Genomic DNA, 13841 nt, shown 5'->3' with positions numbered 1-13841 from the left:
GATTTGAAAGTGAACAGGAAAGTCAATGAAATCAACGATCTACCAACACCACCTCCGCGCCAGTGCTAGCTTTTCGTACCGTCACTTATTGCACTGAAAACGAGGAGACCCCGCATCGCGGCGACGATTTGCTCGGCGGTCAATTTCTTGTCGTAGAGGACCTCTTTGAGCTCCACCCGCTCAGCGCGTAAATCGACGGAGCTGTCGGCTTGCTTCTTGAGCACCTTGCCGGAAGCCTTGCGGTAGAGATCGGTGAGGCGTCGCGCACCCATCTCCGCAGCCAGGTCGGTCTGCTCAAGCAAAGTGACGTGCAGGAATGAGACCATCTCCAACTCGCGCTGTTCGGGGGACAGGTTCTTTGTTGCTGATGGTGTTCGATTGACCACCTCCTGGCTGTAGGCCTTTAACCGGTTCAGCGCAATCGCCGACAGCTTCCATTCGTGGACATGCAATGCCTTCAGGCACTCGATTTTCTTGGTGACCTCGCTCAGGGTGAGCTGGCCATGCTTGCCCGGTGGCGTTCGCAGCCAATCCAGCACGGTGTGCCCACCCGGTCCAGATCGTTTTGAGAACGTGTGCAAAAGCGCCCTGTGGATGTGCTCGCGCGGCACGCCTATGCGAATCGTTTCGAGCGCCGCATTCTCCTGGTCGGCAAATGCCGTGCGGGCCATGTCCCTGAGGTTTCGATCGCCAGGCAGCACGAGGCGGCGGTCGAAAAGCCAGTGCTCCGACTGATGCACAAGATCGTTCACCGAAACCGCAGTGGTGGCAAGCTCGCGCAGGGCATCGGCAAGCAGTGCTTTTGTGGTGTCGTCCACAACCGCGAAGCCAACGCGTTGCCGTGCCCAAAGCTGATGCCCGAAGCGGGTGGCCCGGTCCTTGTACAGCGACGTCACGGATGCGATGTCCGTCGCGCTCATGCCCAGTGTTGATGTCAGGTGCCGCAGCAGCACGGGTGGCAGGCCTGAGAGGGCATCTGGGTGTCGTCCAGTGGCGCGCAGCATTACCAGTTGAACGGCCGCGCCAAGCCGAGCTGTACCCCGGAAGCGGGGCGGGCGAAGCTCGTGGATGTCTTCAGCGCTCAGTCCAAAGCATTCTTCGACCTCGCGCCTGGACAGAGACTTGGGAAGGGTGTCGGATCCGACAAAACGCAGATAGAAGCCTGGCAAGCTGGTTCTCCCCATGGCCTGCGCAGTTCCAAGCCTTGTTGGAGTCTACGGAATTGTTCTCGTTGGTTCCAGAAGGTTTGAGCGAATGCGGGTTAACCCTCGGCTGCTAACCCGACTTTCCGCACCGAAATTGAGATCACCCCCGCTTGTACATCTCGCGGTCGTAGTCCCACGGTTCGATCCGCGTCTTCATTGGTGGCACCACCGGAATGAAACCCAGATCCAGTGCCAGCTGCCGTGTCTCGTTGCCTTCGTAGGCACGGTCCATCAACAAATGCACCGGTCTGCTGGTCGGCCCAAGACTGCTGAGCAGGCGCCGGCCTTCGGGTGCGTCGTGCGCCTGCCCAGGCGAGAGCGAAAACGTCACGGCCGTTCGAGCATCCGCGGCAACCATATGAATCTTGGTGTTCCATCCGCCTCGGGACTTTCCGATGGACTGCGGACCTTTTTTTTAGTGCCCCTGTGCCGTCGGGATGGACCTTGATGCTTGTGGAGTCCAGCGAGACGGCTTCGATCCTGATACGCACGACTTGCGCACGCTGCAACTCCTCGAACATGCGATCCAGGACGCCAGCTTTGGTCCAGCGATTCATGCGCGTGTAAATCGTGTGCCAGTTGCCGAAGCGTTTGGGCAGTCCGCGCCACTTGCAACCATGTTCGGCCACATAGAGGATCGCATTGACCACCTGCAGATTGCTCAGGCTGACGTTGCCACGCTGCCTGGGCAGGCAGTGTTCAATGGTAGCGAATTGTTCGGGCGTGATCTCCATGTCGGAGATTTTCTGGCGCAATCGTCGCCGTCGCCATTAGTGTTAACACGCCCTAGACCAGTTCCAGGAAGCCATAGCGGTCATGGAGGCGCGAGCGGCGACCGGTCGCCTGGTGCTGAGGATGGATTAAGAACGGCACGCCCGGCGACGGGCGGCGCAGACGAAAACGCCAACGTGAGCCGGCGTTTTGCATGGGGCGCGATGCACCTCGCGCCTGCAATCCCGCATAGGCGGGGTTGCAGTCTTCAGTACGTCAACAACTCCAGGATCTTTTTCGCGTTCGGCTGGCGATCGAGCGAGAACAGCATGTCCGCCGCCTCGTTCGCCCGTGCGTCGTCGATGATGTCCCGCGTGCAGGAGAGGTACTTGTGCCGAACCTCGTCGTCGGTCAGCGGATCTTCCGGGTCGCCGTGCGAGATCACGCAGAGCTTTTTGAATTCCGCCCCGCTGCGGGTACGGATCGTCAGCGGATTGGATTCACCGAGGATCGCCCGCTTCCACTCCGGATGCACGACCACCTCGGTACGGTCCCACAGTTTCTGCAACTTGGGATTCTTCACGCCTTCGTCGGTGAAGGTGCGCACAGAGATCTCTTCCCCGGAGATCGCAGCGGCCACGCAGTGGTGCATGCTGAAGCGCGACTCCTCGCCGTTGGCTGGCGCAGGGAACTTGATGATCTCGGGGAAGGTCGGGTTGACTTCGACCACCACCTTCTCCACGTCGTTCGCGCTCAGCTTGTTGGCCGTCATGATCTCAATCACGCCGTCGACAATGCGCTGCATGAGGTAACAGGCGGTGTACTTCTTGAAGCCGACGGCCATGACCCGCAAATCGCTTCCGCGGCCCAGCGGGAACTCCAGGTCGGGCATGCCGGCAAGGGTGTCGAAGTAGCCCTTCTTGCCTTCAAAGACGTTCGGCTCGCCGGTGAGGCCCAGCTTGGCGAGCTTGGCAGCGCTGATGCCGTTGCGCCCCGCGATGCCTGCTTCGTACAGGTGCGCACCCGTTCCCATCTGGCGGGTCGAGCCGCTGGCCTGCGAGACGGCGAGGCTGAGGGCCATGCGCGTCTCTTCCTTGCTCAGCTTGAGCAGCTTCGATGCCGCGCCGGCGATGCCGATCGCGCCCAGGCTGGGCGCGGTGAGGATGCCGCGCTCGGTGGCGCCGCCGTCCGTGAGGATCATGCCGGGACGCGCCTGGATCTCGTAGCCGAGAATGAAGGCTTCGAGGATCTCCCGGCCCGAGGATCCCAGCTCCTCGCCCAGCGCGAACACCGCCGGGATGATGTGGCATGTATACATGGACTCAGGCCAGCTGTCGTCCTCGAGCTCGGTGCTGTGCGCCGCAGTCGCATTGACGAGCGAAGCCATCTCGGACGTGGTGCGAAAGCCCGCGCCGATCACGCTGGCCTGCTCGACACCACCTGACTCCTTGGCATAGCGGGCCAGCACTTCGCCTGCATGGATGCGTGAGCCGGCCACGGCCATGCCCAGCGTGCTCACGATCAGTGCCTTGGCCTTGTTGATCACCTCGACGTCGAAATCGTCGAACCCGGTGTTGACCACGTAATCGGCGACCCGCTCGGTTGCTTTCATCATCATTCCTTGGATTCCCGCGAGCTGCGCTCGCGAATCACGGTCTTGCGTTCTTCCGACATCCGCGGGCCGCACAGGGCAACCAAGCCGGAAATCGTCAACTCAAGACCCTTGCTCTTGCCCGCCTCGACCGCTTCCCACAGGTCCTTGTAGAAAACGTCGGGCTGCGGATGCGTGGTCAGGAGATTATCGAAAAATCCGGGGTGCTCGATGATCCACGAATTTCCGGTACTCACACGCGCGCACTCGATGACGCGGCGCTCGTCGATGCCGAACGCCGTCGCAAGCTTGAACGCCTCGTTCGCAACGAATGCGTTGCACAGCGCCATGACGTTGTTGCACAGCTTCATGACCGAACCGGCACCCGGTGTCTCACCCATGTGGAAGACATTCGATCCGACCGCCTTGAGGTAGGGCTCGCAGCGCAGGAACGAGGCTCGATCGCCGCCCACCATCAGCGTGAGCGTTCCGGCGATGGAACCGGCGCGCGCGCCGCTCACGGGGGCGTCCAGCAAGTGCCAGCCTCTTTCGCCACAGCTCTTGGCCAGGCGCGCGATGAACCCCGGTGTCACCGTGCTGTGAATGAGCAGGGTCCTACCGGTCGTCTCACTCGAAAACAGCCCGCCTTCGCCGTAGATGCAGTCGGTGAGTTGGTCTTCGTTCCAAACGCACAGGCCGATGGTGTCGCAGCTATCTGCCAGGTCGGCGAGGCTTGCGGCCACCTGCGCGCCCTTGTCCTTCGCGATCTTCAGCGGCCCCGGGCGAAGGTCGAACACGGAAACCTCGAAGCCCTTGGCGAGGAGGTTGTGCGCCATGGGCTCGCCCATGTCGCCCAGCCCGACGAACCCCACACGTGCGACCGATGCCGCGCCGGATTCTTTGCGAACGCTCATGAATCCCCCTTGATGCCGAGTTCGTGGATCAGGCTCGAAAAGACCTGCGTCTCGTTTCGGATCACCTGATTGAAGCCGGCCGCGTTCTCGTAGATGACTTCCGCGCCCGATCCGTTGAACCGGTCGATCACGGCCTGCACCTGCAGCGCCTTGGCCAGCGTTTCCGAGATCTTCGCGTTGACGGCTGCCGGCGTGCCCGCGGGCGAGTACATGCCGATCCAGGCATAGAAATCCATGCCCGGCAGGCCTTCTTCGCGCATCGTGGGCATGTCGGGGAACTGCGAGAGGCGCTTGGCGCCGGCCGTGGCCAGCATCATCACCTTGCCGGTACGCACATGGGGGAAGGCAATGCCCGGGTCGATGACCATGTCAGTCTCGCCGGTGAGCATGGCCTGCAGCGCGGGGCCCGAGCCTTTGTACGGCACGTGGATGGCCTGGATGCCAGCCTGCTTGAACATGGCGGCCGCCACCAGGTGCGGCTGGGTGCCCGTACCACCCGAAGCGTAAGTGAGCTTGCCCGGATTGGCCCGGCCGTAGGCCAGGAAATCCTTGAAGGTCTTGAACGGCAGGCCCAACCGGGTGACCAGGTTCATGGAATAGCGACCGACCGCGGCGATGGGTACGATGTCCTTGTTTGGATCGATCGGCATCTTGAAGATGTACGGGTTGGCCGTGATCTGCGTGGTCGGCGCGCACAGCAGCGTGTAACCGTCCGCCGGTGCCTTGGCAACTTCGACGGTCGCAATGTTACCGCTGGCGCCGGGCTTGTTGTCCACGATGATCGGCTGGCCGAGCATCTCGTTCATGGGCACCGACAGCACGCGGGCCATGACGTCGGACCCGCCGCCCGGCGCGTAGCCGAGCACGACCCTCACTGGCTTGCCGGGCCAGGTGCCCTGCGCTCGCGCCAAAGAACCGAAGGAAGCGGCGGTCAGGCCCGCGGTGATGGCAGCGAACTGCCGACGATTGAGTCCAGGGCAAAAGCTCATGTGTTATCTCCAGGCCACACAGGGCGGTGATGTATTTCTCGTGCGCCGCCATCGAATTGAGGCGTTGCAGATGTCTATTATGAATATGGCAGTGAAGTAAGCTGTATCCGCGTAAACCCTATTGACGCGACTTCTGCGTACACGAAGTGCGTTTTAGCTGTTGGGCCTGCAGGGATGGGCCATACAGGCGGTCTCAGGCGGCGCTGGTGACCGCGTCGAGCGGTCGAAAGCGTGGGAGGAACATGCCGTCGCCAATATCGTCCCACCAGAGCGTGCAGCGCATGCCGATAGACACCTTCTTCGAATCGATGTCGGTGAGGTTGGTGATGAGCCTCACACCGGGCATATCCGGGAAGTCCACCACGGCCACGACGTAGGGGAGCATCTTCTCGACCGCAGGGTGGCTGGCGTGCCGGACCACGGTGTAGCTGTACACACGCGCCTCGGACGGGGCCTCGACGTAGTTCGTCTCACAGGACTGGCATGCAAAGCACATCGGAACCGGCGGATGCCGCAGCGTGCCGCAGCGTGCGCAAGACTGGAAGCGCAGCGAACGCTGCTTGCAATACTCGAAGAAGTTCGCCTCGTCGACCGTCGTCCGGACCGACCAGGATCAAACCCGGCGCGCGCGCAGCTTGGGCTGGCGCTGAATGAGCGCGTCGGCGTACGAATCGATCTCGAAGGTGATCGTGCCCTTGAAGTTCACGTGCTCAAAGTGCACCGGCCCGATGCGCCGAATCCAGTGGTCCTCGATGGGGTGCTTGATCGCCTTCCAGCGGTCCACGACATCCTGCATCTTCATGGTGTTCCAGGCGATCACAACGTTGGTCAGCAGGGTGTGGGACGTCGAGATGGTGCGCAGTTCATCGGCGCGGCGGCCACGCGAGACGCCCACACGCCCGTGGTACACGGCGCGCTGCAGTTGATGGATGGACTCGCCGCGGTTCAGCAGGGCGTGCATCTCGCGGCGGAACTCAGGAATGGTGAAGTAGTCGCACAGAAAGACGGTGCGCAAAAGCTTTCCCAGCTCGTCTGCGGCCGCGTGCACAGGATCCCCCCGGGCGGCGCTGCCCAGGCGGGCGATGGCTTCTGCGGCCGTGAGGCGGCCCTGGCGGATGGAGGCGATCAGGCGCAGCAGCTCCATCCAGCCGGCACGGATCTTTCGCAGCGAGACCTTGCCCACGACCAACCGCTCCAGTGATTCGGGGGGCGCGTCGCCCCAGGCCATGAACATCTTGCGCTCCGACAACTGGCGCAAGCGAACACACAGATCGAAGCCAAGCAGCTTGGCGATCGCCATGGCTGCGTTGGTGTAGCCATGGGTGTCGACGGCCAGCAGGGACAGGCGGATCTGGTCCTCACGCCGAGTGCAGTTGTGTGCTTCGACGCCATGCACCGCTGGCGCGGCCTGCCGGTCGTTGATGACGATGGGCTGGTCGTGAAACAGCGCCCAGGTGTCCAGCATGTGCACATAGATGCCCACCCCATGCTGTTTGCGGCGGTACTCCATGCGCGCCGAGTGCAGGTGCCGCGAGGTATCGAGCGTCATCGAATCGGAGGATGCCTTGTCGCCCTGGCCCCAGAGCATCGCGATCGGCATGCTCTGCTGAAAATCAATGATGCGTGTGTTGGCCTCCCGCAGGCGGCCGCTGGCCTCCAAGGCGCGCATGGCCATGGTAATCTGAGAGACTTGCAGGCCGGGGATCATGGCGCATACCCCCTTGGCGTTGTTCTCCGTCCCATGCGCGTACAGGGCGCCGTACACCGCCTTCAGCTCACCAATATCCTTGGCCATACGGCCCAGCAGCGCTTGGCTGAAGCGGGTTTTGGCATCAATCTCAACGAGCATGTTCCCGAACTGGGCGCCGCCGATCATGTTGAACATGCTTTCGCGGGTCTTCGTGACCTGGGGTTCGACTTCAAGCGCCTGGATGGGTGCGATGCTGATGTGTCCCTGGTTGTCGATGGTGAGCGCGCCTTCCTCGACAGCTTTGGCGAGTTGGGCCAGGCCGGCGTCGACGCGCTCCAACACCCGCTCCAGGAACTTGTAGGGATCGTCGGTGAGGCTGAGCGCCCGGATGAGCGACATGTTCTTTTGCGCCCATTCCGGCTCAGACATCAGTTGATCGGCGCGACTGCGGTGTCTGCCGCTGTGCGCCAGCCAGAGCTTTCCGCCTTTGATGGCCTTGCGCAGTGCCGTTGCTGCACTGACCTTCAGTGCAGCAAGCGCGAGCTTGCGGTCTGGGCTCTGCAACAACAGATGCCAGCCGGGGTCGGCAAAAGAAACGTCGAGTCCCTCAGGCAGGCTGGTTGCACCCCGTTTGGCCAGATCGCGCAGCAACTTGAGTTGCCTCAGCGCCTTGTCCGACGCCTCGCCTCTGATCTCCAGGATGCCCAGTGAGTTGAGGAGCGCTGAGACACGCGGTGCCTCTTCCTTCACCAGTGCTTCGCGAACCAACTGGGCACGCGTGCCTGCGAAGTCGGGCTCGTTTTGCGGCACAAGTTTGCGCATCGCGGCGACGATTTGCTCGGCGGTCAATTTCTTGTCGTAGAGGACCTCTTTGAGCTCCACCCGCTCAGCGCGTAAATCGACGGAGCTGTCGGCTTGCTTCTTGAGCACCTTGCCGGAAGCCTTGCGGTAGAGATCGGTGAGGCGTCGCGCACCCATCTCCGCAGCCAGGTCGGTCTGCTCAAGCAAAGTGACGTGCAGGAATGAGACCATCTCCAACTCGCGCTGTTCGGGGGACAGGTTCTTTGTTGCTGATGGTGTTCGATTGACCACCTCCTGGCTGTAGGCCTTTAACCGGTTCAGCGCAATCGCCGACAGCTTCCATTCGTGGACATGCAATGCCTTCAGGCACTCGATTTTCTTGGTGACCTCGCTCAGGGTGAGCTGGCCATGCTTGCCCGGTGGCGTTCGCAGCCAATCCAGCACGGTGTGCCCACCCGGTCCAGATCGTTTTGAGAACGTGTGCAAAAGCGCCCTGTGGATGTGCTCGCGCGGCACGCCTATGCGAATCGTTTCGAGCGCCGCATTCTCCTGGTCGGCAAATGCCGTGCGGGCCATGTCCCTGAGGTTTCGATCGCCAGGCAGCACGAGGCGGCGGTCGAAAAGCCAGTGCTCCGACTGATGCACAAGATCGTTCACCGAAACCGCAGTGGTGGCAAGCTCGCGCAGGGCATCGGCAAGCAGTGCTTTTGTGGTGTCGTCCACAACCGCGAAGCCAACGCGTTGCCGTGCCCAAAGCTGATGCTCGAAGCGGGTGGCCCGGTCCTTGTACAGCGACGTCACGGATGCGATGTCCGTCGCGCTCATGCCCAGTGTTGATGTCAGGTGCCGCAGCAGCACGGGTGGCAGGCCTGAGAGGGCATCTGGGTGTCGTCCAGTGGCGCGCAGCATTACCAGTTGAACGGCCGCGCCAAGCCGAGCTGTACCCCGGAAGCGGGGCGGGCGAAGCTCGTGGATGTCTTCAGCGCTCAGTCCAAAGCATTCTTCGACCTCGCGCCTGGACAGAGACTTGGGAAGGGTGTCGGATCCGACAAAACGCAGATAGAAGCCTGGCAAGCTGGTTCTCCCCATGGCCTGCGCAGTTCCAAGCCTTGTTGGAGTCTACGGAATTGTTCTCGTTGGTTCCAGAAGGTTTGAGCGAATGCGGGTTAACCCTCGGCTGCTAACCCGACTTTCCGCACCGAAATTGAGATCACCCCATCAAGTAACGCGAGCACAGCAGTCAGCCCAAGCATTGCGGATGTGGTCTACGTTAACGACAGCGTCAAGAGGCCGTCGTCATTGACTCCACCCACTTCCGCTGCTTTCCGGCAAGGCCTGGCTTTTCGCTTGCGCATAGTGTGAGCCAATTGCCAGCCTCTTATCGTCCAAACCAAAGGAAGTGGCGAACCTGGACCGTGACCGTTCATTCATACGCTGTATTTTCTCAATACACTGAATACATGGATGCTGCAGGCGCCTTCTTTCCCAGCAGTTCGCCAAACTGGAGGACGCGTTCCGTGCGGCCGAGCCAGTTGCTGCCGACGGTTTTCTGGAAGTCCATTTGTAACCTAGCCAATGATGTTCTGAAGACTGCCAAGCTTTTCGATACGCATCTCCACAATGTCCCCTCTACTCAGACGAATGTTCGCGTCTAGCGCGGAGCCGCCAGGGAATGCCCCGCTGGTCACCAATTGACCAGGATGCAAGGTCTGACCCTTTGAAAGATAGGACACGAGGTCGGCAAAGCTCCAGGCCATACCGGACGTGTGGTAACCGCTCACGGGTGCGCCGTTCACCTCGAATGACATCCGCAGATCGTGCGGATCCCCAACCTCGTCGGCTGTGACCAGCCAGGGGCCTAGAACATTGCTTTGGTCCGCGTCTTTTCCTTTGGTGGGGCCCAGGCCGAACGCCATTTCACGCAACTGGATTTCGCGATAACTGACGTCGTTGAAGATGGTGAAGCCCACGATGGCTTCGCGAGCCTCATCGATGGAAAGGTCTTTTCCTCCGGTGCCAATCACAGCCGCCATTTCGCACTCGACATCTGTATACGTCGCGTAGGGTGGCCTCGGTATACACGTGCCTGGACCCTCCACAGCATCGGGGTTTGCCTTGTAGTACGCGCGAAGGTCACTTCCAGGCTCAGGGAATTTGAGCATCGTGTAGCCCTTGTCGTTGCTGTCCTCGACGTGCGCGCGCCATGTGATGAAGCATGCGATGCCTGGAGGCCGCGGAATGGGCGCGAGCAAGCGCGCGCAATTCGGTGCGTGAATTACCGAAACACCGCCACTCGTCGCCTCCTGCCCACTCTTGCGCACGTGTGCCACTGCTTCTCGAACCCACTGGATCGCCTCGGCGCCAGATCCAATCAGTTGCAACATGTCAGCTGGGACCTGGGCTTCGCCCACCCGTCGAGCGGCTGGCGAAGGCAACGTATTCTCAAGCAATGCGATACGGGCAGCTGTCGCATCGACGATGCCTTCTTCGACCACCACACCGACCCGGCGCAGCTCACCCAGAGGCGATGCAAGAGCAAAAGTGCAGAGTTTCATTAGGGATTCTCAGGGGTTTGCGTTGCGCACACAATTCATACAATCTCATTGTGGCATATGGCTCTCGCCGCGTCACATGTTGACCACATTTCGAGGGATTGGATTTGTATGGGCACTTGTATTGGCCTTGTCGAGGACGCTCGGTCCGCTGGACGTCGCATGCGATTCGATGAAGGAAACTTCCGTGGAGAGGCAGATTTTCTCTTCGAGACCTCACCGGGTGAACCGCCCGGTCCGCAAGCCCTGATTGCACGTCAGGCGGCGGGCTGGTCACTGCCCGTTCACTTTCACCTGCAGCACCAGTTCCAGGTCGTTCTGCGCGGATCAGGAACGCTAGGGTCACATATTCTGCAGCCTGGTAGCGTGCACTACACATCGCCTCAGTCGGGCTATGGCCCTACGCGGGCTGGCGAAGAAGGACTCGACTACTTCACGCTTCGCGTTCTCACAGAGAAAGGCGCCTGGTACTTGCCAGAGGCTCGCACGGCCATGACCCTCGGCATCTTCAAGGAACAAAAGTGGGCCTCTCTCAACCCGGCGGCTCCTGCTCGTGGATGGCAGACGCTTCTGGAATTGCGAGAGGATGGTTTGGCCGCGTGGGCCTGCACGTCCCAAGCAGGAGAGTCTGTGGCGTGTCCAGAGAGAGATAGCGGAGGCGGTAGATTCTACGTGGTAATACGGGGCAAGTTCAGCGAAGGAACGACCGATCTACCAGAGGAATCGTGCCTGTACTGGGCGCCGCCCGAGGCGGCTCCGCATTTGGTGACGATGGCTTCGAACTCCCTGTTGGTCGTGGTTCAGTTTCCCAGGCAAGCACGGCTCAACGAGGTTCCTGCGGAGTTGCAAGTAGCGCCTTCTCCACGCGGAAAAAAAGTCAATTAACACAAGTTGGTTGTATTATTTGCCGTATCAGACCTCGTCCGTCAATCCGACGGTGAAGGTCGCCATTTGGAGTGCGCGATGTCAGAAGCTGTTTACATTCTTGGAACTTACTCAACCCCATTTCGTCGCTGGCCTGAAAAGGGATTCAAGGAGCTCACCCGTGAGGCATACCTTGGCGCAGTGAAGGACGCCGGGCTTGTCGATCCCCTGTTGATTGAAGCCGCTTGGTTTGGCAACTGCGTGATGCACTACTGGGGTCAACCCATGGTGAGGGGCAATGTCTCCTTCATTCCACTGGTTCGCGAAGGTCTCTTTCGTGATCGCGCGCCGGTGATCAATGTCGAGGGCGCTTGCGCCACGGGCAGTTTGGCACTCAATGGCGCCTACAAGGAAATACGGGCTGGCGATGCCGAAGTGACGGTTGCCGTCGGTGTCGAGAAGCTGTACGACCAGAAGAACCCGTCTGCGATATTGCCCGAGTTTGGCAAGGGAGCGGACCAACTGGACCCGCAGGAGTGGATCCGCCACTACAGCGAGATCGGAGAACGACTGGATCAGCCCTTTGAGATGTCGCCAGATCGATCTGTCGCGATGGACACCTACTCAATGCAAGCAAGGCTTCACATGAAGCTCTATGGCACCACATCCGAGCAAATTGCTGCGGCCTGCGCAAAAAGTCACACCAACGGTAGCCTGAACCCACTGGCCCAGTATCGGTTTGCCATGACAGCCCAGCAGGTCCTGGACGACCGCATGGTCTCAAACCCGCTCACGCGGGCGATGTGCGCACCCGTCGGTGACGGTGCTGCAGCCGCAGTTCTGTGCTCAGAGCGGTTCCTGCAAACACAGCCGGCCAGTGTTCGCGAGCGGGCCGTCAAGATTCGTGCGCTGGCGCTTTCTGGCGGCAAGTACCGGGGAGAGCGAGAGGCAGGTCTGTCCCGAGCCGCGGCGGACAAAGCCTACAAGCAGGCAGGCATCAGCCCTGATCAAGTGAACTTGGCAGAAGTGCATGACGCCACATCGTTTTGTGAGATCTATCAGACGGAAATGATGCGTTTTTGCCCTGATGGCCAAGGCGGGCCCTTCGCGGTTTCTGGTGCGACCGCTATTGACGGCAAGGTTGCCATCAATCCGTCGGGCGGTCTGGTGTCAAAGGGACACCCGATCGGTGCCACCGGTCTTTCCATGTGCCACGAAATCGTCAATCAGTTGCGTGGTGAGGCGGGGGAGCTTCAAGTTCGAAATGCCCGCGTTGGTCTGCAGCAGAATGGAGGGGGCATCATCGGCCTGGAAGAGGCCGTATGTGCGGTGGCGATCTATGAGCGATGATTTCGCTAGTCGTCCCGGGGAGTCATCGACTCAAAGCCAGGCTCCAGCGGCACATCAAACGAGTTGACTATTCGAGCAACGCCGGCATAGAAGCTGGCGGTGACCACGAATTCCGTGACGTGCTCATTGGAGAAGCGCTCAGCAAGTTGAAGCATCGTCGCCTTGGACGCCCCGGTTCCCGCTGCCGTATCGTCGGCTAATGCAAGGACCGCACGCTCGTCGGCATCGAACAGAGCGTTGGTTTGCCAATGGGCAAGTGCCTGAAGCTTTTCCTCGGAGACTCCCTCCTCCTTGGCAATCACCCAGTGGTGCTTCCACTCGTACTCAGCCGCGAGGAGTTGTCCCGAGCGCACAATCATCAGCTCACGCAATGCTGGAGAAATCGTAAGGCGAAAACGTAGGGCACTGGAAAAATCCAGCCAAGGCCCGATCAGTCCAGGAGACCAGCCCAGTAGGCGATACAAGTGCAGGACGGGGGCCCCTTGCCAACGATGACGCAATCTATCGAAGACTGCACTCACTTGTTCAGAGTCCGGCTGTTCGGGAACAAAGGGCAGTGTGGTCATACAGTAGATCTATTCCGATGGCCCATCTATGCACGCCGTCGCCGTTTTTCAGAAGTGACTCAGACGGACTCGGAGGGGTCATCGAGTTCGGTCAGGCGCTGAACCCATCCTCGTCGATCATCATCGAGCATCGCTTCCATCACTTTGAAGTAGCTTTGGAGGTCCCTAGCGCTTACGCTGTCATAACCTCGCTGAATCCGCTCGCGCTGGCCTGCCGAAACAAACTCAAGCAACTTGTCGCCCTTGCGCGAACAGTAGATACGTTTGACTCGACCATCCTCCGCTGAGGCACGCGTCAAGATGTAGCCCTCTTCCACCAATTGCCGAAGCGCGGCCTGGATGTTCTGGTGCTTGACGCAGAGCACCGCCAGAAGCTCACTGACCGTGATGCCTGGGGTGAAATGCGCAAAGTAAAGGATTCGGTGATGCACACGGCCCATGGAACTTGTACCCAGGCGAGCGTCGGCGTCTTCGCCAATGCTGAGCTGCACCATGAAGTGCAACACCAACCCCTTGTGTATCAGTTGCTTTAGCTGATGGGCGGAAGGCTCCAACTGCTTGGAAGTCTTCACGACGTCTGCTTTTTCGGTCTGATTTTTGGGCATGCG

Annotated in this window: 11 protein-coding genes and 2 pseudogenes; 2 read left to right on the top strand and 11 right to left on the bottom strand. The window is 60.5% G+C overall.

Annotated elements, in window-relative coordinates; genetic code table 11:
- Window positions 1–65 precede the first annotated feature (65 nt).
- From FFS09_RS26570 to FFS09_RS26535, 9 genes and pseudogenes are all read right to left on the bottom strand, one after another.
- On the bottom strand, window positions 66–1169 hold the full coding sequence (locus tag FFS09_RS26570; RefSeq protein WP_171020208.1) for a DUF4158 domain-containing protein: 1104 nt from the start codon (window positions 1167–1169) through the stop codon (window positions 66–68).
- Between the two features lie 142 nt (window positions 1170–1311).
- A pseudogene (locus FFS09_RS26565) lies at window positions 1312–1939 on the bottom strand (IS5 family transposase); the annotation flags it as partial.
- A gap of 245 nt (window positions 1940–2184) precedes the next feature.
- On the bottom strand, window positions 2185–3534 hold the full coding sequence (locus FFS09_RS26560) for an MmgE/PrpD family protein (protein ID WP_137921934.1): 1350 nt from the start codon (window positions 3532–3534) through the stop codon (window positions 2185–2187).
- Window positions 3531–4421, bottom strand: a complete 891-nt coding sequence (locus FFS09_RS26555; RefSeq protein WP_137921933.1) for an NAD(P)-dependent oxidoreductase — start codon at window positions 4419–4421, stop codon at window positions 3531–3533. Before FFS09_RS26555 ends, FFS09_RS26560 begins: the two co-directional genes overlap by 4 nt.
- A complete protein-coding gene (locus FFS09_RS26550; RefSeq protein WP_137921932.1) occupies window positions 4418–5410 on the bottom strand; it encodes a Bug family tripartite tricarboxylate transporter substrate binding protein in 993 nt (330 codons plus the stop codon). The genes FFS09_RS26555 and FFS09_RS26550 overlap by 4 nt, the downstream gene beginning before the upstream one ends.
- A gap of 193 nt (window positions 5411–5603) precedes the next feature.
- The gene (locus FFS09_RS26545; protein ID WP_137921931.1) at window positions 5604–5906 is read right to left on the bottom strand and encodes a Zn-ribbon domain-containing OB-fold protein; all 303 of its coding nucleotides are present in this window, start codon (window positions 5904–5906) and stop codon (window positions 5604–5606) included.
- A pseudogene (locus FFS09_RS31630) lies at window positions 5898–5969 on the bottom strand (zinc ribbon domain-containing protein); the annotation flags it as partial. The gene FFS09_RS26545 and the pseudogene FFS09_RS31630, both read right to left, overlap by 9 nt.
- Window positions 5970–6023: 54 nt before the next feature.
- Entirely contained in the window at window positions 6024–8990 is a 2967-nt protein-coding gene (locus FFS09_RS26540) for a Tn3 family transposase (RefSeq protein ID WP_137921930.1), read from the bottom strand.
- Between the two features lie 479 nt (window positions 8991–9469).
- On the bottom strand, window positions 9470–10456 hold the full coding sequence (locus FFS09_RS26535; RefSeq protein ID WP_137894239.1) for a fumarylacetoacetate hydrolase family protein: 987 nt from the start codon (window positions 10454–10456) through the stop codon (window positions 9470–9472).
- 159 nt (window positions 10457–10615) lie between these two features.
- Between FFS09_RS26535 and FFS09_RS26530 the strand changes: the two genes are divergently transcribed.
- Both FFS09_RS26530 and FFS09_RS26525 read left to right on the top strand, forming a co-directional pair.
- A complete protein-coding gene (locus tag FFS09_RS26530) occupies window positions 10616–11338 on the top strand; it encodes a hypothetical protein (protein ID WP_137921929.1) in 723 nt (240 codons plus the stop codon).
- Between the two features lie 78 nt (window positions 11339–11416).
- Window positions 11417–12667 (top strand): thiolase family protein, encoded by a 1251-nt coding sequence (locus FFS09_RS26525; protein ID WP_137894235.1) that lies wholly within the window; start codon window positions 11417–11419, stop codon window positions 12665–12667.
- 5 nt (window positions 12668–12672) lie between these two features.
- Here the strand turns inward: FFS09_RS26525 and FFS09_RS26520 are convergent, their stop codons facing one another.
- Entirely contained in the window at window positions 12673–13233 is a 561-nt protein-coding gene (locus tag FFS09_RS26520; protein ID WP_137894233.1) for a carboxymuconolactone decarboxylase family protein, read from the bottom strand.
- Window positions 13234–13292: 59 nt separating this feature from the next.
- Window positions 13293–13838 carry a MarR family winged helix-turn-helix transcriptional regulator gene (locus tag FFS09_RS26515; RefSeq protein WP_137894231.1) on the bottom strand — a complete coding sequence of 182 codons (546 nt, stop codon included), beginning with the start codon at window positions 13836–13838 and terminating at the stop codon, window positions 13293–13295.
- Window positions 13839–13841: the final 3 nt, after the last annotated feature.

The sequence above is a fragment of the Hydrogenophaga sp. 2FB genome (genome assembly GCF_005503365.1).
In the GTDB taxonomy this organism is placed as follows: domain Bacteria; phylum Pseudomonadota; class Gammaproteobacteria; order Burkholderiales; family Burkholderiaceae_C; genus Hydrogenophaga.
This window is presented reverse-complemented; position numbering and strand designations above follow the sequence as displayed.

Bases quoted from the DNA above. Each gene is read 5' to 3' on its own strand.
- FFS09_RS26545 (WP_137921931.1), bottom strand. From the start codon at position 5,906: ATGTGCTTTGCATGCCAGTCCTGTGAGACGAACTACGTCGAGGCCCCG.
- FFS09_RS26525 (WP_137894235.1), top strand. From the start codon at position 11,417: ATGTCAGAAGCTGTTTACATTCTTGGAACTTACTCAACCCCATTTCGT.
- FFS09_RS26520 (WP_137894233.1), bottom strand. From the start codon at position 13,233: ATGACCACACTGCCCTTTGTTCCCGAACAGCCGGACTCTGAACAAGTG.
- FFS09_RS26560 (WP_137921934.1), bottom strand. From the start codon at position 3,534: ATGATGATGAAAGCAACCGAGCGGGTCGCCGATTACGTGGTCAACACC.
- FFS09_RS26530 (WP_137921929.1), top strand. From the start codon at position 10,616: ATGCGATTCGATGAAGGAAACTTCCGTGGAGAGGCAGATTTTCTCTTC.
- FFS09_RS26550 (WP_137921932.1), bottom strand. From the start codon at position 5,410: ATGAGCTTTTGCCCTGGACTCAATCGTCGGCAGTTCGCTGCCATCACC.
- FFS09_RS26535 (WP_137894239.1), bottom strand. From the start codon at position 10,456: ATGAAACTCTGCACTTTTGCTCTTGCATCGCCTCTGGGTGAGCTGCGC.
- FFS09_RS26540 (WP_137921930.1), bottom strand. From the start codon at position 8,990: ATGGGGAGAACCAGCTTGCCAGGCTTCTATCTGCGTTTTGTCGGATCC.
- FFS09_RS26555 (WP_137921933.1), bottom strand. From the start codon at position 4,421: ATGAGCGTTCGCAAAGAATCCGGCGCGGCATCGGTCGCACGTGTGGGG.
- FFS09_RS26515 (WP_137894231.1), bottom strand. From the start codon at position 13,838: ATGCCCAAAAATCAGACCGAAAAAGCAGACGTCGTGAAGACTTCCAAG.